Source organism: Pseudarthrobacter siccitolerans (assembly GCF_001046895.1).
Taxonomy (GTDB): domain Bacteria; phylum Actinomycetota; class Actinomycetes; order Actinomycetales; family Micrococcaceae; genus Arthrobacter; species Arthrobacter siccitolerans.
This window is the reverse complement of sequence record NZ_CAQI01000053.1, coordinates 335,068-360,022: the sequence shown is the minus strand read 5'-3', so window position 1 is coordinate 360,022 and position 24,955 is coordinate 335,068. Positions and strand designations below refer to the sequence as shown.

22 protein-coding genes and 1 pseudogene are annotated in these 24,955 nt (G+C 65.7%); 14 read left to right on the top strand and 9 right to left on the bottom strand.

The genetic code is table 11. From position 1 onward, the window contains the following. Positions 1 to 492: 492 nt before the first annotated feature. A complete protein-coding gene (locus ARTSIC4J27_RS18785; RefSeq protein ID WP_050056705.1) occupies positions 493 to 723 on the bottom strand; it encodes a hypothetical protein in 231 nt (76 codons plus the stop codon). Between the two features lie 300 nt (positions 724 to 1,023). Between ARTSIC4J27_RS18785 and ARTSIC4J27_RS18780 the strand changes: the two genes are divergently transcribed. Both ARTSIC4J27_RS18780 and ARTSIC4J27_RS18775 read left to right on the top strand, forming a co-directional pair. Continuing rightward, positions 1,024 to 2,637, top strand: coding sequence for a peptide chain release factor 3 (locus ARTSIC4J27_RS18780; protein WP_050056704.1), 1,614 nt, complete (start codon positions 1,024 to 1,026; stop codon positions 2,635 to 2,637). 5 nt (positions 2,638 to 2,642) lie between these two features. Further along, complete coding sequence (locus ARTSIC4J27_RS18775) at positions 2,643 to 3,887, top strand: beta-ketoacyl-[acyl-carrier-protein] synthase family protein (protein ID WP_050056703.1); 1,245 nt, start codon at positions 2,643 to 2,645, stop codon at positions 3,885 to 3,887. 14 nt (positions 3,888 to 3,901) lie between these two features. On the opposite strand, the gene ARTSIC4J27_RS18770 is transcribed toward ARTSIC4J27_RS18775, so the two are convergent. The 5 genes from ARTSIC4J27_RS18770 to ARTSIC4J27_RS18750 form a co-directional block, all read right to left on the bottom strand. Then, complete coding sequence (locus tag ARTSIC4J27_RS18770; protein ID WP_235436757.1) at positions 3,902 to 5,251, bottom strand: MFS transporter; 1,350 nt, start codon at positions 5,249 to 5,251, stop codon at positions 3,902 to 3,904. A 128-nt stretch (positions 5,252 to 5,379) separates the two neighbouring features. After that, positions 5,380 to 6,708, bottom strand: a complete 1,329-nt coding sequence (locus tag ARTSIC4J27_RS18765) for an enolase C-terminal domain-like protein (protein WP_050056701.1) — start codon at positions 6,706 to 6,708, stop codon at positions 5,380 to 5,382. After that, positions 6,705 to 8,318, bottom strand: a complete 1,614-nt coding sequence (locus tag ARTSIC4J27_RS18760) for an aldehyde dehydrogenase (NADP(+)) (protein ID WP_050056700.1) — start codon at positions 8,316 to 8,318, stop codon at positions 6,705 to 6,707. Before ARTSIC4J27_RS18760 ends, ARTSIC4J27_RS18765 begins: the two co-directional genes overlap by 4 nt. A 29-nt stretch (positions 8,319 to 8,347) precedes the next feature. After that, positions 8,348 to 9,262, bottom strand: a complete 915-nt coding sequence (kdgD, locus tag ARTSIC4J27_RS18755; RefSeq protein ID WP_050056699.1) for a 5-dehydro-4-deoxyglucarate dehydratase — start codon at positions 9,260 to 9,262, stop codon at positions 8,348 to 8,350. Between the two features lie 139 nt (positions 9,263 to 9,401). Then, entirely contained in the window at positions 9,402 to 10,286 is an 885-nt protein-coding gene (locus ARTSIC4J27_RS18750; protein WP_050056698.1) for a LysR family transcriptional regulator, read from the bottom strand. 140 nt (positions 10,287 to 10,426) lie between these two features. Here ARTSIC4J27_RS18750 and ARTSIC4J27_RS18745 point away from each other — a divergent pair, with 140 nt between their 5' ends. Genes ARTSIC4J27_RS18745 through ARTSIC4J27_RS18725 form a run of 5 tightly spaced genes read left to right on the top strand, consistent with a single transcriptional unit; the run spans position 10,427 to position 14,252 of the window. Then, on the top strand, positions 10,427 to 11,431 hold the full coding sequence (locus tag ARTSIC4J27_RS18745; RefSeq protein WP_050056697.1) for a Bug family tripartite tricarboxylate transporter substrate binding protein: 1,005 nt from the start codon (positions 10,427 to 10,429) through the stop codon (positions 11,429 to 11,431). Between the two features lie 5 nt (positions 11,432 to 11,436). Continuing rightward, positions 11,437 to 12,021, top strand: a complete 585-nt coding sequence (locus tag ARTSIC4J27_RS18740) for a tripartite tricarboxylate transporter TctB family protein (RefSeq protein ID WP_050056947.1) — start codon at positions 11,437 to 11,439, stop codon at positions 12,019 to 12,021. Positions 12,022 to 12,031: 10 nt separating this feature from the next. Then, positions 12,032 to 13,570: a tripartite tricarboxylate transporter permease gene (locus ARTSIC4J27_RS18735; RefSeq protein ID WP_050056696.1), complete on the top strand. Its 1,539-nt coding sequence runs from the start codon at positions 12,032 to 12,034 to the stop codon at positions 13,568 to 13,570. Continuing rightward, complete coding sequence (locus ARTSIC4J27_RS18730) at positions 13,567 to 13,971, top strand: universal stress protein (RefSeq protein WP_050056695.1); 405 nt, start codon at positions 13,567 to 13,569, stop codon at positions 13,969 to 13,971. Before ARTSIC4J27_RS18735 ends, ARTSIC4J27_RS18730 begins: the two co-directional genes overlap by 4 nt. A gap of 20 nt (positions 13,972 to 13,991) precedes the next feature. After that, a complete protein-coding gene (locus ARTSIC4J27_RS18725) occupies positions 13,992 to 14,252 on the top strand; it encodes a hypothetical protein (RefSeq protein ID WP_050056694.1) in 261 nt (86 codons plus the stop codon). A gap of 54 nt (positions 14,253 to 14,306) precedes the next feature. Here the strand turns inward: ARTSIC4J27_RS18725 and ARTSIC4J27_RS18720 are convergent, their stop codons facing one another. Next, complete coding sequence (locus tag ARTSIC4J27_RS18720; RefSeq protein ID WP_050056693.1) at positions 14,307 to 14,828, bottom strand: NUDIX domain-containing protein; 522 nt, start codon at positions 14,826 to 14,828, stop codon at positions 14,307 to 14,309. A gap of 118 nt (positions 14,829 to 14,946) precedes the next feature. Here ARTSIC4J27_RS18720 and ARTSIC4J27_RS18715 point away from each other — a divergent pair, with 118 nt between their 5' ends. Then, on the top strand, positions 14,947 to 15,216 hold the full coding sequence (locus tag ARTSIC4J27_RS18715) for a hypothetical protein (RefSeq protein WP_050056692.1): 270 nt from the start codon (positions 14,947 to 14,949) through the stop codon (positions 15,214 to 15,216). A gap of 33 nt (positions 15,217 to 15,249) precedes the next feature. Here the strand turns inward: ARTSIC4J27_RS18715 and radA are convergent, their stop codons facing one another. After that, positions 15,250 to 16,623: a DNA repair protein RadA gene (gene radA / locus ARTSIC4J27_RS18710; RefSeq protein ID WP_050056691.1), complete on the bottom strand. Its 1,374-nt coding sequence runs from the start codon at positions 16,621 to 16,623 to the stop codon at positions 15,250 to 15,252. A gap of 229 nt (positions 16,624 to 16,852) precedes the next feature. Here radA and ARTSIC4J27_RS18705 point away from each other — a divergent pair, with 229 nt between their 5' ends. From ARTSIC4J27_RS18705 to ARTSIC4J27_RS18680, 6 genes and pseudogenes are all read left to right on the top strand, one after another. Next, positions 16,853 to 18,109, top strand: coding sequence for an ABC transporter substrate-binding protein (locus tag ARTSIC4J27_RS18705; RefSeq protein WP_407681142.1), 1,257 nt, complete (start codon positions 16,853 to 16,855; stop codon positions 18,107 to 18,109). Positions 18,110 to 18,166: 57 nt separating this feature from the next. After that, positions 18,167 to 19,171: a carbohydrate ABC transporter permease gene (locus ARTSIC4J27_RS18700; protein ID WP_050056689.1), complete on the top strand. Its 1,005-nt coding sequence runs from the start codon at positions 18,167 to 18,169 to the stop codon at positions 19,169 to 19,171. Continuing rightward, a complete protein-coding gene (locus ARTSIC4J27_RS18695; RefSeq protein ID WP_050056688.1) occupies positions 19,168 to 20,088 on the top strand; it encodes a carbohydrate ABC transporter permease in 921 nt (306 codons plus the stop codon). Before ARTSIC4J27_RS18700 ends, ARTSIC4J27_RS18695 begins: the two co-directional genes overlap by 4 nt. Further along, complete coding sequence (locus ARTSIC4J27_RS18690; protein WP_050056687.1) at positions 20,089 to 21,531, top strand: glycoside hydrolase family 1 protein; 1,443 nt, start codon at positions 20,089 to 20,091, stop codon at positions 21,529 to 21,531. Positions 21,532 to 21,577: 46 nt separating this feature from the next. After that, a pseudogene (locus tag ARTSIC4J27_RS18685) lies at positions 21,578 to 22,593 on the top strand (LacI family DNA-binding transcriptional regulator). Further along, entirely contained in the window at positions 22,593 to 23,627 is a 1,035-nt protein-coding gene (locus ARTSIC4J27_RS18680; RefSeq protein ID WP_050056686.1) for a Gfo/Idh/MocA family protein, read from the top strand. Before ARTSIC4J27_RS18685 ends, ARTSIC4J27_RS18680 begins: the two are co-directional and overlap by 1 nt. A gap of 34 nt (positions 23,628 to 23,661) precedes the next feature. Here ARTSIC4J27_RS18680 and ARTSIC4J27_RS18675 read toward each other — a convergent pair whose 3' ends face one another. Then, the gene (locus ARTSIC4J27_RS18675; RefSeq protein ID WP_050056685.1) at positions 23,662 to 24,789 is read right to left on the bottom strand and encodes an FUSC family protein; all 1,128 of its coding nucleotides are present in this window, start codon (positions 24,787 to 24,789) and stop codon (positions 23,662 to 23,664) included. Between the last annotated feature and the right edge of the window lie 166 nt (positions 24,790 to 24,955).

Sequence of the window (24,955 nt, the reverse complement as noted above, 5' to 3'; positions counted from 1 at the left end):
TCCTTTGTGGCCGGATGCTCCAGCCAGCTGTCTCCGCCGAAGAGATCCTGGGACACCCTCTGGCCCGCACCAAAGCAATCAAACACTGTGCAGCCGCGGAAGCCCCTGGCGCGCAAGCCGTGGTGGATGGTGCAGGAAAAGTCAGCGGCGAGGTTGCCGCACGGGGTTCCTGCCGGTTTGTCTACGGCAAAGTCAACAGACCGCGTGAACCCAAAGGCGGTACAGCAAAGGGCAAAACAGTTGGCGCAGTCAGGACGGAGCGCTTGGCGCCCCGTGGCTGGTGAAGACGGCGTGAGGGGCGATGAAGGTTTGAGCATGTGATCTTCCAGGCATAGGGATTCGAAGTGGCTGGGGTATGGGGAACCGGAGTTCCCTCCCGTGGGCGCACAAAATCACCACTCCTGCGGGGAGGAGCGGGCCGAAACCGCTATAAAAGCTCTGGGTCACAGAGAAAAATGAAGTGTCACTGGCACCAGAATACAGCGCTGTGCCTTAGCGGGAACGCTCCCGCACCATCCGCTCCAGGTCCCTGCTGACCTTTACCAGCGATGCGGCCCGGAGTGCCTTCTGCTCCGCGGCGGTCTGCGTCGTACGTCGCCGTGGCGTGACGGCCGCACCGTCTTCGGATTCGCGGCCGCGTACGCCGGTGGCACCACTGGGCGTCACGAGCCCCGTGGCCAGGGGATCGAAAAAGAGGTTGCCCGGGAAAGAGATACCGTGCACGGCCGGTCAGTTCCTTTCGCTGCCGGACATGTCCCTGCCGGACATGGAAACGCGGAGGGACGTGGGGGCGCCGCGGGAGGCGCTTCTGAGGGTCATCATGCGGTCACGGTAGTGGGCCCTCATTTCGAGGCTTTGAACTGGTGGTTTCGGGGGCGTTAAGCGGACCTCCGGCGATTTGCCGCGCTGCGATAAACTGGAACTTGGCTTTCCGCCAGTCCGTTTCCCGGCCGGGCCGCAGCGCTTCGGCGCGCAGTGCCCGAAAAGCGCCCGGGCAGTCCCACCCGCAGCGAAAGTAGCACCGTGTCCCAAGATGTCCTCACCCCCGCCCGGATCTCGGAGATTCATAAAGAGGCGGGCCGACGCAGGACCTTTGCTGTCATTTCCCACCCCGACGCCGGCAAGTCGACGCTGACCGAGGCGCTGGCCCTGCACGCAAAAGTGATTGGCACGGCAGGGGCCTCCAGCGGCAAGGCCAACCGCAAGGAAACCGTCTCTGACTGGATGCAGATGGAGAAGGACCGCGGCATCTCCATCAGCTCCGCAGCGCTGCAGTTCTCCTACCGGGACACCGTCATCAACCTCCTGGACACCCCCGGCCACGCCGACTTCTCCGAGGACACCTACCGGGTGCTCGCCGCCGTCGACTGCGCGGTAATGCTGGTGGACGCCGCCAAGGGCCTGGAAACCCAGACCATGAAGCTCTTCGAGGTCTGCAAACAGCGCAACCTGCCCATCATCACCGTCATCAACAAATGGGACCGGCCGGGCCTGGACGCGCTCGCCCTGATGGACGAGATCACTGAGCGCACCGGCCTGCAGCCCATGCCGCTCACCTGGGCCGTGGGCATCTCCGGCGACTTCCGCGGCGTCTGGGACCTGCGCAATGACCGGTTTGCCCGCTTCCAGCGCAACAACGCCGGCGCGCAGATCGCCATCACCGAGTACTTCACCCCGGAAGAGGCCGCCGAGACCCAGGGCAGCAACTGGTCCGACGCTGTGGACGAGGCAGGCCTGGTCATCGAATCGAACCTTGAGTTCGACGTCGAGGCCTTCCATGCCGGCAAGGCCACCCCCATCCTGTTCAGCTCCGCCGCCCTCAACTTCGGCGTCAAGGAACTGCTGGACGCGCTGGTGGACTTCGCACCGCCGGCAGCTCCCCGCCCGGACATCGAAGGCAACCCGCGCCCTGTTGAGTCCCCGTTCTCCGGTTTCGTCTTCAAGGTCCAGGCCGGCATGAACAAGGCCCACCGCGACCATGTGGCCTTCATCCGCGTCTGCTCCGGCGTGTTTGAACGCGGCATGGTGGTTACCCAGACCCGCACCGGCAAGTCCTTCGCCACCAAGTACGCGCAGCAGGTGTTCGGCCGCGAACGCGAAGTCATCGACGAGGCCTACCCCGGGGACGTGGTGGGGCTGGTCAACGCTTCCTCCCTGCGCGTGGGCGACAGCCTGTTCCTTGAGGAACCGGTGGAATACCCCGCCATCCCGCTGTTCGCCCCTGAGCACTTCCAGGTTGCGCGCTCCAAGGACCCCAGCAAGTTCAAGCAGTTCCGCCGCGGTATTGAACAACTCGAACATGAGGGCGTCATCCAGCTGCTCCGCTCTGACCTTCGCGGCGACCAGGCACCGGTGCTTGCCGCCGTCGGCCCCATGCAGTTCGAAGTGGTGGAGGACCGCATGGCGCACGACTTCAGCGCGCCCATGCGGCTGGAACGCCTGCCCTACTCGCTGGCCAGGATTTCGACGGCGGATGCCATGCCTGCGCTGGCCAACGTCGTCGGTGCGGAGGTGCTGCTGCGGTCCGACGGCGAGTACCTCGCCCTCTTCAATGACGTGTGGGCACTGCGCCGCATCGAAAAGAACCATCCCGACCTCACCCTGGTGCCCATCGGTACCCACAACCCGGCAAAGTAGGCACCGTGAACGCACTTCAATCCGGGGCAACCCAACCGCGCGCGCTGGTTACCGGCGTCGGCACCATCAACCCGCTCGGCGCGTCAGTGCCTGAAACCTGGGCCGCCCTCGTGGCGGGCAAGTCCGGCATCGCCGCACTGGAAGAGGAGTGGGCTGAACAGCTTCCCGTCAAGATGGCAGGACAGGTCACCGCCGACCTCAACGAGCACCTCAGCACGCGTGAAATGAAGCGCATGGACCGCTGCGGGCAGCTGGCTCTCATCGCGGCGCGGGAAGCCTGGAAGCAGGCCGGGGCGCCGGACGTTGATCCGGAGCGCTTCGCCGTTGTGATCGGCTCGGCCTACGGCGGACTGGGCTCCACCCTGGAACAGGACCGCACCCTTGCCGCATCGGGGCCCCGCAAGGTCTCCCCGCACACCCTGACCCGCCTGATGGTCAACGGGCCCGCGGCCTGGGTCTCCATCGACCTCGGCGCCCGCGGCGGCGCCCGGACGCCTGTCAGCGCCTGCGCCTCCGGGGCTGAGGCGATCGTCCAGGCAGCCGAGATGATCCGCTCCGGTGCTGCCGACGTCGTGATTGCCGGCGGCGTGGACGCCTCGGTCAACGACCTGGTGGTCACCGGCTTCTCGCAGATCCGTGCGCTGTCCACCCGCAATGACGATCCCCAGCGGGCCTCACGGCCGTTCGACGGCGGCCGGGACGGCTTTGTGCTCGCGGAGGGCGCCGGCGTGGTGGTACTGGAGAGCGAAGAGCACGCGCGCGCCCGTGGCGCGGCGGTGCTGGGGGCAGTAGCCGGGGGAGCGGTAACCTCCGACGCCAACGACATCGTGGCCGCCGATCCTGCCATGCAGCGGCGCGTGATGCAGAAGGCCCTTGAGTCTGCCGGCCTGAAGGCGGAAGACATCGGTTTTGTGCACGCGCACGCCACCTCCACCCCGGTTGGCGACCGGCTCGAGGGCCAGGCCATCAACGCCATCTTCGGCGCCGGCATCCCGGTGACTTCCACCAAGGGCCACACCGGCCACCTGCTGGGCGGCGCCGGTGCACTGGCCGCCGTTGTGGTGGTGGAAGCCTTGCGGACCGGAATGCTGCCGGGAACCCTCAACGTGGAGGCTTTGGACCCCGAAGTGGCCCTTAACGTCGTCACCGAAGACGTCTGCCACCTCCAGCCGGGAACTCCCTCGGCCGGACTGGTCAACGCCTTCGGTTTCGGCGGGCACAGCGTTGCCCTGGTGATCACGGGCTCGTAGCCGCAATCGCCCACCTACGCCCGGCTGGGTACCGCTGCCTCTACGGTGCGGTCGCCGGCCTCGGCGGCCGGCTCCGTGTCGTTGCGCCGTTCCTTCAGGAAGTACACCAGCCCGGCGGCGATGGTGGACGCGGCGGCCAGGGCGAACAGGCCCGGGATAACGCTTCCGGTCTGCTCCTTGATGATGCCGAACCCGAATGGCGCCACGAACCCGCCCAGGTTTCCCAGCGAGTTGATGATGGCGATTGCCGGAGCCAAAACCAGCGGGTGCAGCCCGGACTGCGGGATGGTCCAGAACAGCGGCGAAGCGCTCTTGAAGCCGATGGCGGCGATGGCGAGGAACACCAGCGCCATCACCGGGGACGCGACGGCGGCGGCGAACGTACCGATGGCGGCGACCAGGAGTGCGGCCACCAGCAGCGGACGCTTGGACTTGGCCTTGTCCTGCCACTTTGCAGCGAAGTACATGGCGAACACCGCACAGATCCACGGAATGGAGGACAGGAAACCGACAGTTAGGTCGGTGGTGCCAGGGATCTGCTTGATGATGCTGGGGAGCCAGAACGTGTTGGCGTAGATGGACAGCTGGACCGAGAAATAGATACCGCACAGCAGCAGGATCTGCGGGTTCAGGAGCATCTTCCAGCGGTTGATCTTTCCGCCGCCGGCAGTGGTGTGCCGGGCGTCTTCATCAGCAATCGCCTGGGACAGCGAGTCCTTTTCGGAAGCGGTGAGCCACTTGGCGTCCCTGATTTTGGCGTCCAGGAGGAAGAACACGGTAATGCCCACAACTACAGACAGCGCGCCTTCGAAGCCGAACAGCCACTGCCAGCCGCGCAGGCCAAAAGCGCCGTGGAGGCTGAGCAGCATCCCGGCGATGGGCCCGGAAATGGCAGCGGCAATGGACGAGCCGGCGATGAAGATCGCTGTGGCCTTGCCGCGCTGTCCGGCGGGTACCCAGCGGGCGAAGTAGAAGATGACGGCGGGGAAGAATCCGGCTTCCGCAGCGCCCAGCAGGAAGCGCAGGACGTAGAACATGGTTTCGTTCTGCACAAAGGCCATCAGGAAGGAAACGATGCCCCAGCTGACCATGATCCGTGCCAGCCAGACCTTGGCGCCGTACTTCTCCATCATCACGTTGCTGGGAAGTTCAAAAATGGCGTAGGCGATGAAGAACAGCCCGGCACCGAACCCGTAGGCGGCGGCGCCGATGCCCACGTCAGCCTGGAGGTGGTCCTGCGCGTAGCCGATGTTCGACCGGTTCAGCTGGTTGCACACCAGCATGACCAGCATGATGGGCAGCACGCGCTTGAAGAACTTTTTCGTGGCCGAGGCCACGTCCGCGACGGCATTGTCCACAGACATCATTGAATGTTTCCTTTGGGGGTAGATAACGCAGGCCGGCTGCAGGGCACAGGAAAGTAGTGGGGCCCGTCACAGCGACCCCACTACTTTACCGGACTATGTCCGCAGGCTCTGCTAGCGGACAGCTTCTAGCGGACCAGGCAGGGCCGCTTGGGGTCGAAGGACCAGCCGTCGATGTAGTACTGCATGCCGATGCTGTCGTCGCGGGCGTCGAGGCCGTGCTCAAGGTACAGCTGGTGGGCCTTGTCCAGGGCTTCGCGGTCCAGTTCGATGCCCAGTCCGGGGGCGTCCGGAACCTCGATGGCGCCGCCCTTGATCTGCAGCGGCTCCTTGGTGAGGCCCTGGCCGTCCTGCCAGATCCAGTGCGTGTCCAGTGCCGTGATCCCGCCCGGCGCCGCGGCGCCGGTGTGGGTGAACATGGCCAGCGAGATGTCGAAGTGGTTGTTCGAGTGCGAGCCCCAGGTGAGGCCGAACTCGTGGCACATCTGGGCCACGCGGACCGAGCCGTGCATGGTCCAGAAGTGCGGATCGGCGAGCGGAATGTCCACGGCGTTGCTGCGGATGGCGTGCGACATCTCGCGCCAGTCCGTGGCGATCATGTTGGTGGCCGTCTTCAGCCCGGTGGCCCGGCGGAACTCGGCCATGACCTCGCGGCCGGAGAACCGGCCTTCGGCACCGCACGGGTCCTCGGCGTAGGCCACGACGCCCTGCATCCGCTTGCCCAGCCGGATGGCTTCGTCCAGGAGCCAGCCACCGTTCGGATCGAGCGTCACACGGGCTTCCGGGAAGCGCTTGGCCAGGGCGGTCACAACGTCCACTTCGTCGTCTCCGGACAGCACGCCGCCCTTGAGCTTGAAGTCGCTGAAGCCATAGCGCTCCTGTGCCGCTTCGGCCAGCGCGACGACGGCTTCCGGAGTCATTGCCTCCTGCCGGCGAAGCTTCTCCCAGCGGTCGGCCGGGGCGTCCTCCACGAGGTAGGGCAGGTCGGTGCGGGCATGGTCTCCGACGAAGAACAGGTAACCGAGCATCGGGACAGACGTCCGCTGCTGGCCGTCCCCGAGGAGTTCGGCAACGGGAACATTCAGGTACTGGCCGTGCAGGTCCAGCAGTGCCGACTCGACGGCGGTCACGGCGTGGACCGTGGTGCGCAGGTCGAAGGTCTGCAGGCCGCGGCCGCCGGCGTCGCGGTCTGCGAACGCGGACGCGACCCCGCGCAGGAGCGAGCGGTAGCGGGCCACCGGCTTGCCCTTGATCAGGGTCCCGGCTTCCTCGATGGTGATGCGGATCTTCTCGCCGCCGGGAACCTCGCCCAGGCCGGTGCGGCCGTCGGAGTCGGTAATGATCACTACGTTGCGGGTGAAGAAGGGGCCGTGCGCGCCGCTGAGGTTCATCAGCATGCTGTCATGGCCCGCAACCGGCACTACTTCAACGGCGGCAATGATGGGCTGGTTGCTCATGCGCCCACCTCGGCCTTCTCCGCAGCGGCTACTGTTTCGCCGTCGATCCGCCGGTTCAGGTGCCAGGGATTGTTGTCCTGGAGGGCTTCGGGGAGCAGTTCCTGGGGGAGGTTCTGGTAGGCGACGGGGCGGAGGAAGCGGTTGATGGCGAGGGTTCCGACGGAGGTGGTGCGGGAGTCGGAGGTGGCGGGGAAGGGGCCGCCGTGGACCATGGCGTGGCCTACTTCGACGCCGGTGGGCCAGCCGTTGACGATGATGCGGCCTACCTTCTGTTCGAGGACGGGCAGGAGGCGTGCCGCCGTCGGGTAGTCCTCTTCGGTGAGCTGCAGGGAGGCGGTGAGCTGGCCTTCGATGCGGCGGGTGGCCTGGAGGAGGTCCTCGACGGAGGCGTAGCGGATTACCAGGGAGGCGGCGCCGAAGATTTCCTCGTGCAGGACCGGGTTGGACGTGAATTCGGTGACGCCGGTGCCGAAGATTGCGGGCGCCGGTGCGTTCTCGGTGGGGCCGGGGGTGCCTTGGCCGATGAGCTGGACGCCGTCGGCGCCGCCGAGGTTTTGGGTGCCGGTGTTCCAGGACTTGGCGATGCCTTCGGTGAGCATGGTCTGCCCGGCGCAGGCGGAAACGGCGCGGCCGACGGCGGCGGCGAGTTTGTCTCCTGCCTCGCCTGCGGGGGCGAAGAGCAGGCCGGGGGAGGTGCAGAGCTGGCCGGAGCTGCCGGTGACGGAGGCGACGTATTGCCGGGCGAGGGCGTCGATGTGTTCGGTGGAGCCTTTGAGGGCGCCTTCGAAGACGAAGACCGGGTTCAGGGAGGACATTTCGGCGTAGACCGGGATGGGTTCGGGGCGTGCGGCGGCGGTGCGCATCAGGGCGGTGCCGGCTGCTTGGGAGCCGGTGAAGCCGACGGCCTTGATGGCGGGGTCGGCCACGAGGGCCTGGCCGATGCTGGAGCCGGGGCCGTAGACCAGGGAGAACACGCCGGGGTGGAGCCCGTTGTCTTTGACGGCTTTGGTGATGGCGTGGCCGACGAGTTCGCTGGTACCGGGGTGGGCGTTGTGGGCTTTGAAGACGACGGGGCAGCCGGCGGCGAGGGCGGAGGCGGTGTCTCCGCCCGCCGTCGAGAAGGCCAGGGGGAAGTTGCTGGCGCCGAACACGGCGACGGGGCCGAGCGGGATCTGGCGTTGGCGGATGTCGGCGCGGGGCAGGGGGGTGCGGTCCGGGATGGCCGGGTCGATGCGGACGCCGCGGTAGTCGCCCTGCCGGATCACGGTGGCGAAGAGGCGCAGCTGGCCGGTGGTGCGGGCACGCTCTCCCTGGAGCCGGGCGGCGGGCAGGCCGGTTTCCTGGCCGGCGCGGGTGATGAGTTCCTCGCCGATGGCTTCGATGTTGTCTGCGATGGCTTCGAGGAAGGCGGCGTGGGTCCCGGGGTCAAGGGTGGAGAAGGAGGGGAAGGCTTCGGCTGCGGCGGCGGTGGCTGCCTTGAGCTGGTCCTCGGTGAGCAGCGTGTAGGTGGGCTCCAGGGCCTGGTTGGTGGCCGGGTTGAAGCCGAAGGTCGTCTTGCCTTCGCCAACGACCGGCTGCCCGGCAATAAGGGAATGTCCAGTGAGGGTCATGTGGTTTTCTCCTGTGTCTGGGGTGACGGCTAGGAAACGGTGGCGATCAGGGCTTTCAGGTCCGCGAGGTCCTGCTCTGCGAGGTTCTGCAGCGGCGGGCGCACGGGCCCTGCGGAGCGGCCGATGGCGTCCAGGCCGCCCTTGACGATGGACACCGAGTAGCCTTTCACGCGGTCGCGGATGTCCAGGTAGGGGATCACGAACTCGTTGAGCTTCTTATTCACGGCCACGCGGTCGTTGTTGCGGACGTCCTGGTAGAAGTCCAGGGCGAACTGCGGAACGAAGTTGTACATGGCGCTGGAGTAGGTGCTCATCCCCAGCTGCAACAGCGGCAGTGCGAAGGTTTCGGCAGTTGGCAGTCCGCCGAGGTAGAAGAGCCGGTCGCCGAGCTTGGCGTAGACGCGGGCATCGTGCTCAAGGTCGCCCACGCCGTCCTTGAAGCCGATCAGGTTTTCGTGGCGGTCTGCGAGCGTGGCAACGGTGGTGTCCTTGTAGATGGCGTTGGCCCGGTTGTAGATGATGACGCCCAGGGACGTTGCGCTGCAGATGGCGCTGACGTGTTCCACCAGGCCGCCCTGGTCAGCCTCAGTGAGGTACGGGGGGAGGAGCAGGAGTCCGTCGGCGCCGGCTGCTTCAGCCGCCTTGGCGTTCTCAATGGCCTGGGCAGTGGATCCGCCGGCGGACGCGAGGACCGGAACCTGGCTGCCGACTTCGCCGACGGCGGTCCGGACGACGCGTTCGGACTCCGCCGGAGTCAGGGAAAAGCCTTCGCCGGTGCCGCCGGCGGCAAACAGGCCCGCCACCGGGAAGCTGGCCTGCCACGCCAGGTGCTTGCGGTAGTTCTCCTCATCAAACTGCAGCTCGGCGTCGAACGAGGTGACGGGGAAGGACAGCAGGCCTTCCTTGAGAGTGTCCGCCAGTTCCTGGGGTGAGTACTTTGCCACGATGTGGTCCTTTGGTGTGTGCGCCGCGGGCGGCAGGCTGATGGTTCCTTTCCAGACTAGGAGCGCGGCTGATGCCTGTCTAAGTGCATTTTGATATGTATTGATACCTTTCAGGCATGATGTCGCGGAATGTCTGGAGTTACTCCATGGCGAACTCCAGGTCCCGCAGGAGACGTGCCAGTGCCGGGTTGGTGATCCTGCGGTTCCAGATGGCGTGCAGCTCCACCTGTTCGGCGTCGCCCACTGCCAGTGGCAGGAACTCCACTCCCTTGATGCCCAGGAGGGTGGCCGAGTGCGGCACGAAAGCCAGGCCCCGGTTGGCCGATACCAGCGACACCATGGTCAGGATCTGGCTGACAGTGTGCACCACATTGGTGTGGCGGATGGGCAGCATCCGCACTACCAGATCGTAGAAATACCGCGCCTGGGTGGGCGAGTGCATGATCAGCGGTTCATCCTTGAAATCCTCCGGGAGGATGTCCCGGTTCAACACAGTCAGCGGGTGACCGGCAGGAGCGGCAAGAACCAGGGATTCCCGGTACAGCAGGTGGGAATCGAAGGTTTCCTTGTCAAAAGGGGGCCGGGCCAGGCCAAGGTCCAGTTCGCCGGTCAGCAAGCCATTGAGCTGGTCGCCGGTCACCAGTTCCTGGAGGTCGATGTCCACGTCCGGAATGATGCCGGCGAGTTCCTCGAGAAGCGGCCCCAGGATGCTGAAGCCGCTGGCCGCGGTAAAGCCGACGCGAAGGACGCCGGCGCGTCCGGACGCAATCCGCCGAGCCGTCACTGGGGCACGTTCCGCCAGCGCCATCAGGCGGCGCGCCTCGTCCAGGAAGGTCTGGCCGGCCGATGTCAGCCGGACTTTCCGGTTGTCCCGCTCCAGGAGTTCGGCGCCGATGATCTTCTCGAGTTTCTGGATCTGCCGGCTCAGCGGCGGTTGGGTCATGTTCAGCCGTTCCGCTGCCCGTCCAAAGTGCAGTTCCTCGGCCACGGCGATGAATCCGGCCAGTTGGTCGAAAGTAAACATGATGCCTTCCGGGTATCAAGTGATGCTGTTTTGGGCTTAGACAAGCATCATAACGGCTCCCTACACTCGACAAAGCGAAAACGGGTGACCCGCTTCACAGAAGAGCGGCACCACGCCCCCCGCGCCAACTAGGAGTTCCAATGAAGCACTTCCCCACACGCCGCACCATTCTTGGAGCGGCCTCCGCCGTCACGCTGCTGGCGCTGACGGCATGCGGCAACGTCGCCGGCGGCAGCACGGCAGACTCCGGCAAATACCCGTCCGGCCCCGTCAACCTCTCCGTGGGACAGGCTGCCGGCGGCAGTACAGACCTGATCGCCCGTGCCCTCGCCGAAGGGGCTTCCAAGACCCTCGGCCAGCCGATGCCCGTGGTCAACAAGCCCGGGGCGAACGGTGCCCTGGCCACCAAGGAAGTGGCCGGCAAGCCCGCCGATGGCCAGGAACTGGTCCTGCTCAACGCATCCCTGATCACCATTACCCCGCTGGCAGTCAGCGCCGATGAAGCCGTGAACATTGACGACCTGGACATCATCACAGGCCTCTCGCAGGACGACTACGTGCTCGTAGCCAGCGCCGACTCGGGATTCAAGACCTTCCAGGACGTGACGGCAGCGGGACGCAATGTCACCTTCGGCACCACCGGCGTCGGCACAGGAAGCCAGCTGGCCCAGACCGTGCTCTTCAAGCAGGCCGACGTCAAGGGCACCGACATCCCCTTCGACAGCGGCAAGCCCGCGCTGACCGCGGTCCTCGGCAATCAGGTGGAGCTCGCCACCATCCAGCTCGGCGAAGCTATGCCGCAGATCGAGGCAGGAAAGGTGAGCCCGCTCCTGGTCTTCTCGGAAGAGCGCACCAGCTTCCTTCCCGATACGCCCACGGCAAAGGAAGCCGGCTACGACGTTCCGGTTGCCCAGTACCGCGCAGTGGCCGCTCCGAAGGGTACGCCGCAGGGGGTCAAGGACAAGCTGCTCGCCGCGTTCCAGGAATCTTTCAAGTCCGACGCGTACAAGGAGTTCAACAAGAAGAACTCGCTGACCCCGAAGGAGATTTCGGGCGAGGAAGTCGTCACGGAATGGAAGGCCTACGCAGCGAAGTACAAGGATCTGGTGGAAAAGTACAGCATCAGCCTGAGCGGAAATAAGTGATTCCTGTGAAAGGAACCCCTTTCGGACCCGCTGGAGGCAACAGCACGACTGCTGCCTCCGGCGGGGACGCCCCCCATACTTTCCCCGATGAAGTCCTCGATGACCTGACGCCCGAGCAGCTGGCAGCACAATGGGAGGAAGAGAAACCTCCCGCCGCCGGGGCGCTCGCGAACGCTGCATCATCACTGGTGGTCCTCGGGGTCGGCATTTCTGCAGCCGTCCTCTCGATGGCAATGGGGCTCGGCACGCCGGCCGCCCCGCAGCCCGGTCTGTGGCCATTCATCATCAGCTGCGTCATGGCGGCCCTGGGCCTGTTCCAGCTGGTTGCCGGCCGGCACAACCGGGACGCGGAAAAGTTCACGCGGATGTCCGCCGCGCCGCTCACCGGCCTGGTGACCCTCGCTGCCATGGTGGCGCTGATGCCGCTGATTGGCTTCGAACTGCCTGCCCTGGTGCTCTGCATCATCTGGATGCGCTTCCTTGGCGGCGAAACCTGGCGCTCCACCCTGGTGGTCAGTGCGGGCGTCGTTATCGCCTTTTATGCCATCTTCGTATTCGCGTTGAACACCTCCGTTCCCCACCTCTTCTAGGAGACCTCCCGTGGATTTTCTTAATCCCGTTATCAACGGATTCGGGGTAGTCCTGGAGCCCACCAACCTCCTCTACTGCCTGATCGGCGTCGTGATCGGCATGCTGATCGGTGTGCTGCCCGGGCTGGGGCCGGCCGCAACCATTGCCATCCTGCTTCCGCTCACCTACAACGTGGAGCCGGTCACCGCCATCATCATGCTCGCCGGAATCTTCTACGGCGCGCAGTACGGCGGCACCATTACCTCCGTCCTCCTGCGCCTGCCGGGCGAAGCTTCCTCGGTGGTCACCGTGTTCGACGGCTATCAGATGGCAAAGCAGGGGAGGGCCGGCACAGCGCTGGGCCTGGCCTCCATCGGCTCGTTTTTCGGCGGGACCGCGGCCATTGTCGGCCTGACCTTCCTAGCCCCCATCGTGGCCGGCTTCGCCCTGGATTTCGGGCCCCCCGAATACACCGCCTTGGCCATGCTCGGCATCCTCCTCGTGGCAACCATCAGCAGCGGGTCAAAGGCCAAGGCTCTGATCGCCGCGGCGCTCGGACTGCTCCTCGCCACGGTGGGCCGGGACGTCTTCACGGGTGAGAGCCGCTTCACGTTCGGCAGCCTGCAGCTCGCTGACGGCATCGACTTCGTACCGATCGCCATGGGCATTTTTGGCCTCGGCGAAATCCTCTACAACCTTGAGGAACGGCACCGGGCCGCCAAGGCGCCGTCGAAAGTCACCAATGTGTGGCCGTCCCGCAAGGACCTCAAGCAGGCCTCCGGTGCCATCGGCCGCGGCTCCGTGCTGGGCTTCTTCCTGGGCATCCTCCCGGGCGGCGGCGCCACGATCGCCTCCATGGCCTCCTACGCCATGGAAAAGAAGCGGGCCAAGCAGCCCGAGCGCTTCGGCAAGGGTGCCCCGGAGGGCGTCGCCGGACCGGAAACGGCCAACAATGCCGCAGCTACATCGTCCTTCATCCCGCTGCTGACCCTCGGCATACCGGCCAACGCCACCATGGCGCTGATGTTCGGTGCGCTGCTGATCCAGGGCGTTACGCCCGGCCCGCAGCTGGTGGAGCAGAACCCGGAGCTGTTCTGGGGCGTGGTGAACTCCATGTACGTCGGCAACATCCTGCTGCTGATCATGAGCCTGCCGCTGGTGGGAATCTTCGTGAAGATCCTCCGCGTCCGGGCAGCGATCCTGGCACCCGTTACCGCCCTGATCACCTTGCTCGGTGCCTACACGATCAACAACAGCATGTTCGACGTGACGCTTGTGGTGGTCTTCGGCATCATCGGCTACCTCATGAAGAAGTTCGGTTTCGAACCGGGCCCCCTGGTGCTGGCCTTCGTGCTCGGCGAACTCCTGGAGAGTTCCATGCGCCGCTCACTGCTGGTGTTCGGCGGTGATCCGGCAGGATTCTTCGGGCGTCCCATCTCGGCCACACTGCTGGTGGTCTTTGTCCTGGTGGCAGTGCTTCCAGCCATCCGCAGTGGCATCGCCAGGCGCAAGCGCCATTCAACAGCCCCAACAACAGCCGTCACGCCGGATATCAAGGAGAAGGTATGAGCATCGTCGTCGGATTCGTCCCAACGCCCGCAGGACAGGCGGCACTCGCAGCAGGCATCGCCGAAGCGAAGCTCCGCAACGAGGACCTGGTGATCGTCAACTCGGCGCGGCAGGGTGCCCTGGTGGACAAGTCAGTGGCTCCCGAAGACGTACTGGAGCAGGCCGCCAAGCGGGCCGCCGACGTCGGAGTGGCCGCAACTGTCATCCAGCCGCCCTACCAGCACGATCTGGCCGATGAGTTCCTCGACGTAGCCAGGGAGGTTGATGCCTCGCTCATCGTCATCGGCCTGCGGCACCGCACCCAGGTGGGAAAGTTCATCCTGGGCAGCCATGCCCAGCAGATCCTGATGCAGGCGGACCGGCCGGTCCTGGCCGTCAAGGCCGACGGCGGCAACTTCTGACCCAGGTGAGGGGAAGCGCCATGTACAAACACAACGCCGCCCGCCGCGGCCCGGCGCCGGCAGCTGCACCGGTCCCTGACTGGTCCAGGCTCTGCAGGAACGACCACGTGGAGGTGCGCAAGGCGGGTGGGGAAACCATGGCCGGCATCATCGACATGATCGCCGCCGACCGCAGCGTCTTTTGGATGATCCGGAACGATGGCGCCGGACGGACCATGCTCTGTTCCGCTGACAACATTGCCGTTACCAAGCTGCCGCAGCGGGAACACGCTGCGGCCTGACACCACAGTCAAACCAGCTGTCCAGTAAGAGCGCCATTCCAGGGGAGGGCGCTCCTACTGCTGTGCGCTGACGTGTGCAGCCAGCGCGTCCAGTACGGGCACCTGGCCTTTGACCAGCTTGAGCCTGGCCTCCTCCTCGCTGAACCAGCGCGCGTCATCGATTTCGGGAAAGTGCTGGATCCGGCCGGAGCCCTTGGGCCATTCCATCGGAAACGTGTTGCTCTCGATCCGTTCCGGCCGGAAGTCCTGCTCCGCGGCGAAAACGGTGATGATCTTGCCGGAGGGCTGGCGAAATTCGCCGAGGCACTCGTACTCGGCCGCGGGCGGGGGAGTCCCCACCTCCTCGGCGAATTCCCGCAGGGCCGCCGCCAGTGGATCCTCGCCCTGCATGTACTCGCCCTTGGGAATGGACCATGCGTGGGTATCCTTGCGGGCCCAGAACGGCCCGCCCATGTGGGCGATCCATACCTCCAGTTCCGCCGGGACCCCGGACATGCTGCCGGGGGAGTTTCCCGTGCCCGCCACCGGCGTCGTGCCCGTCCTGTACAGGAGGATTCCCGCGCTTCGAACCGGCATGTGGCCTCCATTTCCAGACGCTTATCAAAAGAAGCGTATTCGCCGTCCGGCGTTAACCCGCAGTTCACAGCCCTGATTTAGGTTATTCCTTCAGGCACTCTGCTCGAAGGGACCAGTCATGGCCAACATTGCTGAGGTTTTGGGACGGCTGACGCCGGAAGAACGTGAAGAGCTCCGCATCCTTGGCCCGCAGGGCCACCTGCCGCGCCATCTGGTGGACGCCCTGGACCGGGCAGCCGGGGGTGCCGGTTCCGGCCGCGGCTATTACGTGCCCAACGGAAACGTGAGCGCCACCGGCGGACCGCTGCTGGTGCTGCGCAGCGACGTGTCCGGCTGGCTCGTTAACTCACACTTGGACGACCCGGACCCCTTGCCGGAGCACCCCTGAAACTATGCGGCAGCCGCGGCAATGCTTCAGGCGCTAGCCGATCAACAGGCTCAGGGCCTCGGTCAGGTGCTCCACTTCCCGGACCGAAAAACCGGCCGGGATGGGGCCAGGGCCGGCATGGCTCGCCGGGACAACGGCGTGGGTGAACCCGAGCCGGTGGGCTTCCTGGATACGCTGGTTGATCCCCGGAACGGGCCGGACCTCTCCGGCCAGCCCCACTTCGCCGAAGGCAATCAGGCGGATGGGCAGCGGCTTGCGTGCCTTGGCTGAGGCGACGGCAAGGGCCACCGCAAGGTCCGTGGCGGGCTCGCTGAGCTTCACTCCGCCCACGGTTGCAACGTAGGAATCGTCCTTGTGCAGCAGGGTTCCGGCGCGTTGCTGCAGGACGGCCAGCAGCATGGAGACCCGCGAACTGTCCAGCCCGCTGGTGGCCCGGCGCGGCTGCGAATTGGGGCTCTCGGCCAGCAGCGACTGTACCTCCGCCAGCAGCGGACGCCGGCCTTCCATGGTCACTGTGATGCAGGTGCCCGAGACCGGTTCCTTAGTGCGGCTCACGAACAGTCCGCTCGGATCTGCGAGGCCTTCGATACCGTTCTCGTTCAGGTCGAAGCAGCCCACATCATCCGTGGGCCCATAACGGTTCTTGACCGCCCGGAGCAGCCGCAGCCTCGAGTGCCGCTCGCCTTCGAACTGGCACACCACGTCCACCAGGTGCTCCAGCAGCCGGGGCCCTGCAATGGAGCCGTCCTTGGTGACGTGCCCTACCAGCAGGGTGGTCATGTTCCGCCGCTTGGCCGCCGCGATAATGGACGCCGCCACTTCCCGGACCTGCGAAACACCGCCTGCACTGCCGTCGACGTCGGCGCTGCTGAGGGTCTGCACCGAGTCCACGATCAGGAGCCGCGGCTCAATCTTCTCCACCTGCCCCAGCGCCTGGCCCAGGTCTGTTTCCGCCGAAAGGTACAAGGACTCCGCGACGGCGTCGATCCGCTCAGCGCGCAGCTTCACCTGCGCGGCTGACTCCTCACCCGTCACGTACAGGACGTCCTGCGCGGTGCGGGCAAACTTCGCGGCCACATCCAGCAGCAGCGTGGACTTTCCGACGCCAGGTTCACCGGCGAGCAGGATCACCGCGCCCGGTACCAGGCCGCCGCCCAGCACGCGGTCCAGCTCATCGACGCCTGTGGGCAGGAAAGCAGCCGTGGTGGCGTCCACCTCGGCAATCCGGCGGGCCGGCTCGAGGACTGTTGTGGCCGCCGTCGTACGCGCAACCGCGGCGCCCGTTTCCTCAACGGTGCCCCACGCCTGGCACTCGCCGCAGCGCCCCACCCACTTGACGGTGGTCCAGCCGCACTCGGCGCACTTGTAGGCGGGCGCTTTGGACGCCCGGGAAGTCTTTGTAGCCATGGGGTCCACCCTAACGGCGGGCCCGGACATTCCCCGCCCGCACCCTAACCTCCCACCAAGTGACGCACCGAGAGAGCGCTCTCTTGACAGTGATCTGCGCCACCTCTACAGTTGAAGAACTTGCCAGAGAGCGCTCTCTCAGCGCCGGTAAATCCCCCACAAAGGAGTGACCTTGAAATTCGCACGACATACTGCGGCCGCCATCGCGGGCGCAGCAGCCCTGGCCCTGATGGCCACCGGCTGCAGCAGCAGCAAAGAACAGGCAGCCAGCGCAGACAACCCCGTGGAACTCACGGTCACCACCTTCGGAACCTTCGGCTATGACGATCTCTACGGTGAATATGAGCAGGCCAATCCCGGAGTCAAGATCAAGGCCACAAACATCGACCGGGGAGCCAACGCCCGCACCGACGCGTTCACGAAACTTGCTGCCGGTTCAGGCCTCAGCGACGTTGTGGCCATCGAGGAAGGCTGGCTGGGGTCCATCATGGAAGTCTCGGACCAGTTCGTGGACCTCAACGAGCACGGGGCAGCAGACATCAAGGACAACTGGGTTGACTGGAAGTTCAAGCAGGGCACCGATCCCGACGGCCGCGTCATTGGTTACGGAACTGACATCGGACCGCAGGGCCTCTGCTACAACGGCAAACTGTTTGAGTCTGCCGGCCTGCCCAAGGACCGCGAATCGGTAGCGAAGCTGTTCGGCGGCGAGGACGCCACCTGGGAGACCTACTTCAAGCTCGGCGAGCAGTACAAGGCAGCCACCGGCAAGGCCTGGTACGACCAGTCCGGCTTTGTCTGGAACTCCATGGTCAACCAGATGGAAGAGGGCTACTACACCAAAGACGGGGAGCTGAACGTCGATGGCAACGCGGAGATGAAAGCCAAATTCGAGCTGCTGGCTGCCGGAACCGCGGCCGGATTGTCCGCCAACCAAACCCAGTGGGACTGGGGCAACGGCAAGGCGTTCACTGACGGTTCCTTCGCCACGTTCGTCTGCCCCGGCTGGATGCTCGGCACCATCAAGGGCCAGCTTGAATCAGCGGGCGGCGGGGCGGACAGCGGCTGGGACTTCGCCGACGTCTTCCCCGGAGGTGCCTCCAACTGGGGCGGTGCCTTCCTCTCAGTGCCCAAGACCTCCGAGCATCCCGCGGAAGCTGCCAAGCTCGCAGCCTGGCTCACCGCCCCTGAGCAGCAGGTGAAGCAGTCGGCCGCCGCCAACAATTTCCCCAGCACCCTCAAGGCACAGGAAAAGCTCGTAGCGGATGCCACCCCCAACGTGCTGTTCAACAACGCCCCCACCGGCGTTATCCTCGCCAACCGCGCCAAGGGAGTGGTGGCCCAGTTCAAGGGACCGGACGATTCCGTCATCCAGGAGAACGTGTTCGGGCCCGCCATGAAAATGCTCGACGGCGGGACCGCCGACGCTGACAAGGCCTGGTCCGAAGCGCTGGCCCTCCTCAACGACCTGGTCGTAAACAACTAGCACCACCCGCTGTGGGGCCTCCCGGAAGGGAGGCCCCCCGATGGAGGGCAAGAGCCCATGACAACCACCCTGAACCGGACCGCCAAACCCGTGGCCATCAAGCCGAAACCAACCTTCAAGCAGCGCCTGAACGTCTTCGACGTCAAAGCGTCGCCATACCTCTACATCGCCCCGTTCTTTATCCTCTTCGCCCTGGTCGGACTCTTTCCACTGGTGTACACCTTTGTGGTGAGCCTCTTCGACTGGCACCTGCTCAAGGGCCAGGGGGACTTCGTGGGGCTCCAGAACTTCGCGGAAGTCCTGCAGGACCGCTTTTTCTGGAACTCCCTGTTCAACACGGTAAGCATCTTCCTGCTCTCCGCCGTCCCGCAGCTTGCCATCGCACTCTTCCTGGCCGCAATGCTTGACCAGAACCTCCGGGCCAGGACCTTCTGGCGGATGAGCGTCCTCCTGCCCTACGTTGTGACGCCGGTGGCAGTGGCCATGATCTTCACCAACATGTTCGGCGAGCAGTACGGCCTGATCAACAACGTCCTGGGCAACTTCGGCCTGGACCCCGTGATGTGGAAAAGCGAAACCCTGCCCAGCCACATCGCCATCGCCACCATGGTGAACTGGCGCTGGACCGGCTACAACGCGCTGATCCTGCTCGCAGCCATGCAGGCCGTACCCCGCGACCTCTATGAGTCCGCCGCACTGGACGGAGCCGGAGCCGTGCGGCGGTTCTTCAGCATCACCCTGCCGAGCATCCGCCCCACCATGGTGTTTGTGGTCATCACATCCACCATCGGCGGCCTGCAAATCTTCACCGAGCCGCGGCTGTTCGATCCCGCCACCGCCGGCGGTTCCCAGCGGCAGTTCCAGACCACCGTGCTGTACCTCTGGGAAATGGCGTTTCAGCGCCAGAACTTCGGCAAGGCATCCACCATCGCCTGGCTGCTTTTCCTGATCATCGTGCTGTTCGGCGTCATCAACTACCTCATCTCCCGGCGCATCGCCACCGCAGACGCCGCCAAACCCTCCCGGGCTGCCCGGAGACGCGCCGAAAGGACCACACGATGAGCACCATCGAAGGGGCAGCCCCCGCACCTGCCGAATCCCGCACCTCCGGAACGGCTGCGCCCGGCCGGTCCACAGGGCTCCGCAAGCGCTTCTTCGGCTCCGGGGAAAAACCCGGTTTCCTGACTTACGGCCTCCTCCTGGCGTTCCTGCTGTCCTCGGCCTACCCCCTGTGGTGGTCCGCCGTGATCGGCAGCCGGTCCAACGAGGCCCTCGGCGAAACCTGGCCGCCACTGCTTCCAGGCGGAAACTTCTGGACCAACGTGGGCGAAGTCTTCGACACCATTCCCTTCTGGCTCGCCCTGGGCAACAGCGTGCTGATTTCCTGCATCATCACCGTTTCGGTGGTGGGCTTCTCAACCCTGGCCGGCTACGCGTTCGCCAAGCTCCGCTTCAAGGGCCGTGACGGGCTGATGCTGATGGTGGTGGCCACCATGGCCATCCCCACCCAGCTGGGCATCATCCCGCTCTTTATGGTGATGCGCACCCTGGGCTGGACCGGCGAAATCGGGGCCGTGGTGGTGCCCACCCTGGTGACCGCGTTCGGCGTCTTTTTTATGCGGCAGTACCTGGTGGACGTCATCCCGGACGAACTGATCGAGTCCGCCAGGATGGACGGTGCCAGCATGATTTCCACCTTCCGGCATGTCGCCATTCCGGCCGCGCGGCCTGCCATGGCTATCTTGGGCCTGTTCACCTTTATGACGGCCTGGACCGATTTTCTTTGGCCCCTGCTGGTGCTCGACGCCGGCAACCCCACCTTGCAGACGGCGCTCAGCCAGCTGCAGTCGGCCCGCTACGTGGACTACTCCGTGGTCCTCGCCGGCGCGGTGCTGGCAACCCTCCCGCTGCTGGTGCTCTTCGTGCTCGCAGGAAAACAACTCATCTCAGGAATCATGCAAGGAGCAGTGAAGGGCTGAATGCAGCACTCAACATATAAGCGGCAATGGCCCGAGGGCTTCCTCTGGGGATCGGCAACGGCGGCCGCCCAGGTCGAGGGCGCCGGCCACGAAGGCGGCAAGGAAGATTCCATTTGGGACCACTTCGCCAGGATCCCGGGCGCCATAGCCAACGGTGACACCCTCGAGCAGGCAGTGGACCACTATCACCGGATGCCCCAGGACGTCCGGCTGATGAAGGAATTGGGACTGGATTCCTACCGGTTCTCCACCAGCTGGGCGCGGGTCCGCCCCGGAGACAGGACCGCGAACCGCGAGGGGCTGGACTTCTACTCCCGGCTGGTGGACGAGCTGCTCGAAGCAGGCATCCTGCCGTGGCTCACCCTCTACCACTGGGACCTGCCGCAAGCACTTGAGGAGAAGGGCGGCTGGGCCAACCGGGACACCGCCTACCGGTTCGTGGAGTACGCGGACGATGTGTACTCGGCCTTGGGGGACCGCGTGCGCCACTGGACCACGTTCAACGAACCCTTCTGTTCGTCACTGCTGGGCTACGGGGCCGGTGTCCATGCGCCGGGCCGTCAGGAGCCCGCGGCTGCCATCGCCGCCGTGCATCACCAGCACCTGGCCCACGGGCTGGCAGTCAATGCGCTGCGAAGCCGTGGAGCCGGGCAGTTGGGTATCACCCTTAACCTGAGCAATTCGATTCCGCGGGACAGCCAGGACCCGGCGGACCTCGACGCCGCCCGCCGGTTCGACTCCCTGCAGAACAGGATTTTCCTGGATCCCATTCTGCGGGGAAGTTACCCGGAGGATTCGCTGCGGGACCTGGCACCTTTTGGCCTGCAGGACGTGATTCGTCCGGGCGACCTCGAAATCATCAGCGCGCCCCTGGACTTCCTCGGCGTGAACCACTACCACGATGACCTGATCAGCGGCCACGCGGACGCCGCCGGGAGCGACGGCCACTCCGGCGGCGCCGAACGTCCCACCGCCTCACCCTGGATCGGCTCCGAGGACATCGCGTTCCCCAGCCGGGGGCTGCCGAGGACAGCCATGGGCTGGGAAGTTAACCCGAAGGGCCTGCGCACCTTGCTGGTCCGGCTGGGTGAGGAGTATCCGTCCCTGCCGCCGCTGTACATCACCGAAAACGGTGCCGCCTACGAGGACACTGTCAGCCCGGACGGCGCCGTCCACGACGACGAGCGGGCCCGCTTCATCCTGGACCATGTGGCCGCCGTAGGCGAAGCCATAGACCAGGGCGCGGACGTCCGCGGCTACTTCGTCTGGTCACTGCTGGACAACTTCGAATGGTCGTGGGGCTACGGAAAACGGTTCGGGATTGTCCGCGTGGATTACGGCAGCTTCGAACGCACCGTCAAGGACAGCGGAAAGGCCTACGCCGGATTGATCGCCGCCGCCAAGCGGAACATTCCACGACCCGCCGTGTCCCTGCCCGCCTAAACTGAAATCCCCGGCCCAGTGCCAGCTAGATCACGGAGCAAAGATTGTGAAGCAAGACCCCAGCGCCAGCAGGCCAGCGCCCACCCTTGAAATGGTGGCGGCGCTGGCCGGCGTTTCCCGCGCCACCGTTTCGCGGGTGGTTAATGACGTGCCGAGCGTGGATGAGGACATCGCTGCCAAGGTGCGGCAGGCCATCCTCGCCGTGAACTACACCCCCAACCGGGCTGCCCGTACCCTGGCCAGCAGGCGGCCCAACTCGGTGACCCTGATCGTGCCGGAGTCCACGTCCAAGGTCTTCGCGGACCCGTTCTTCGCATCAGTGGTGCAGGGCGTTGCCCTGTATCTGGCAGACACGGACTACACCCTGAACATGGTGATCGCCTCCGAGGCCAAGCCGGAAAAGACGCGGGCTTTCCTGCTCGGGGGGAGCGTGGCAGGGGCCCTGGTGGTGTCCCACCATGCCGGGACACGTCCTGGACCCACCTGGGCGACTACATCCCGATGGTGTTCGCCGGCCGGCCCCTGCGCGAAAGCGGCAGCTACTACGTGGATGTTGACAATGAGGCTGCAGCCGCAGGGGCAACCCGGCTGCTGATCGAACGGGGACGGCACAACATCGCCACCATCGCCGGCCCCCAGGACATGCCGCCGGGCATTGACCGTGTCAACGGCTGGCGAAAAGCCATGGCGGAAGCGGGACTGGATGATTCCATGGTGGAGTACGGGGACTTCACCCATGCCTCCGGGGCCAAAGCTATGCGGCGGCTGCTGGGCAGCGGGCGGCAGGTGGACGGCCTGTTCGTCGCCAACGACCAGATGGCCGCCGGTGCCTACACCGTGCTGCAGGAACGCGGGCTCCGGATACCCGAGGACGTTGCCGTGGTGGGGTTCGACGACGATTCGTTCGCTGTTTCCGTGGATCCGCAGCTCACCACCGTGCACCACCCGATTATCGACATGGGAAAGAAAATGGCGGAAATCCTGGTGAACCTGATCGAGGGCAAGGACCCCGACCGGGTGACACAGATTCCCACCTCACTCGTAGTACGCGGGTCCGCCTGATGGGCAGCGCGGAGAAGGGTTCCGTCTACGGCGCGCGCCCGTTGCGGTGGGGTGTTGTGGCCACCGGCAGGATTGCCCACCGCGTCACCCGGGACCTCGCCTGCCTTGAGGATGCCGCACTGTACGCCGTGAGTTCGCGGAGCGCCGCTTCTGCCCGGGCCTTCGCGGAAGAACATGGTTTTGCAACCTGCTACCACGACACTGCCGCCGCAACCGGCTGCCAGCAGCTGTTCGCCGACCCGCTGGTGGACGTGGTGTACATCGCCACGCCGCATGCCCAGCACTTCGAAGTTGCCCGTGCGGCCCTCGACGCCGGCAAACACGTCTTGTGCGAGAAACCCCTCACCATCAACGCCGGGGAAGCCCGGGAGCTGACCCGGCTGGCGGGAGAACGGGGAGTGTTCCTCATGGAGGCGGTGTGGACCCGCTTCCTGCCGGCCACCCGCCGCGCGCTGGAGCTTGCCGGCAGCGGCGCGATCGGCACGGTCCGCTGGGTCCAGGCGGACCTGGGCTTTCCGGCTGTTTACGATCCCGCGGACAGGCTGTGGGATCCGGCTGCCGGCGGCGGCGCCCTCCTGGACCTCGCGGTGTACCCGCTGACCTGGGCTGTGGCTGCCCTCGGGTTTCCCACCCGGCTCACCGCCGCAGGCCACCTGAACCAGGACGGCGTGGACGTGCAGAATACGCTCACCCTCGAATACCCGGAGGGTGCCGCAGCCCAGCTGACCTCCTCACTCTCGTCTGCCGGCCCGGGCATGGCAACACTCGCCGGAACCGCCGGCTGGATCAGGACCGGTTCGCCGCTGTACCGCCCGAAAAGCCTGGAAATCTGCGGCCTGGACGGCAGCATCCGGGTTGAGGAATTTCCCGAGGAGACCGAGGGCTTCATCCACGAACTGCGGGAAACGGCCCGCTGTATCCGCGCCGGTCTCCAGGAGAGCCCGCTGATGCCCTGGGCCGAAACCGTGCAGATGATGCAGCTGCTGGACGAAGCACGGCAGCAGCTCGGGCTGCAGTATCCCAACGACGTTTAGGGTTTTAGCCGGGTCAACGACCCGGGGGGACAAGCTAAAGCGCCGGCAGCACGTCCCGGGCCTCGCGGGCATCCATCCCGGTGGCCTCAAGCAGGTCCACCATCAGGGGCCGGTACAGCATCACCACCGTTTCGCCTTCCAGCCGCTGCACTTCCAGCAGCTTCGGGTGCAGCCGCAGGGCAATCCCGCTCAGGTCCCGGCGGGCCGTGCGCAGGTGGGCGCGGCGGACGCCGTCGTGCGTTTCCGCCAGGCCCAGCGACAACTCGTCAATCGCGGCAGCGGTTTCCTGCAGCACCTCTGCGATGTTCTCCGTGGCCTCGTCCGAGAGCGCCGCGTGGTTGATGGCGCTGGTCAGCCGGCGGGCGAAAACCCGGCTGTTCCTCAATGCCAGGTCGATAAAGTCCAGCGACACTTTCAGCTGGTCCAGCTCCTCCCGGTGCCGCCGGTAGGCAGGCGCCAGCGTGGCCACCTCCCCTGATGCGCGGAGGGACTGGCGCATCCCGTCGACCAGCGGCTGGCAGTTCCGGCCCCGGATGAGCGCATGCCAGGCCTGGGTGGAGTCACTGTTGGCCAGCGCGCCGGCACACTCGCGCAGCACCTCCGCCAGTTCATGGAGCAGCTTCTGGACGTCCTTGCGCGGCTCCCGGCGCGGATCCTTGGGGATCAGGATGGTCACCAGCAGCGCGCACAGGCCGCCCACCACGGCGTCGATGCTGCGGGTAAAAGGCCCGCCTGCCGGCGCCGGCAGCAGCACCACCAGGAGCGACTGCAGCCCCAGCTGCGTGGTGAAGATAGTGCCGCTGTCCAGGAAGCGGGCCAGCAGGATGGAGAAAAGAAGGACGACGGCGGCCTGCCAGATTCCGCTGCCCAGCCAGTGCAGGAGGAGGTCGCCCACCGCGATGCCGATAGTGCAGCCCAGCCCCACCTCCACCACCCGCCGCAGCCGCGGTTCGCGCGAGAAGCCCAGCGCGATCAGGGACGAAGTGGCAGCGAACAGGGGCCCGGAATGGCCCAGCACGTACTCGGCGAAGGCATAGGCGCCCACGGCACACAAGGTCATCTGGACGGCGGGAACCAGCGAATTCCGGCTCCGGATCAGGCCGGTGCGGATACGCCCGCGCAAAAAACGCCTGCCCGCTGAGAGTCCTGCTGCCGAAGCCATGACGTCCAGTGTATTTGCTGGCCCGCCCTTTTATCGGCCAGCGCCGTGCACTACGGCCGGAGCTGCGATACGCGCAATGGGAACCCGGTACTTGTAAGCCAATATCCCGCCGTCGTTAACGTTCCGTTCACCTTGGACAGCCCATCCCTTTACCTGCGGCCCCTAA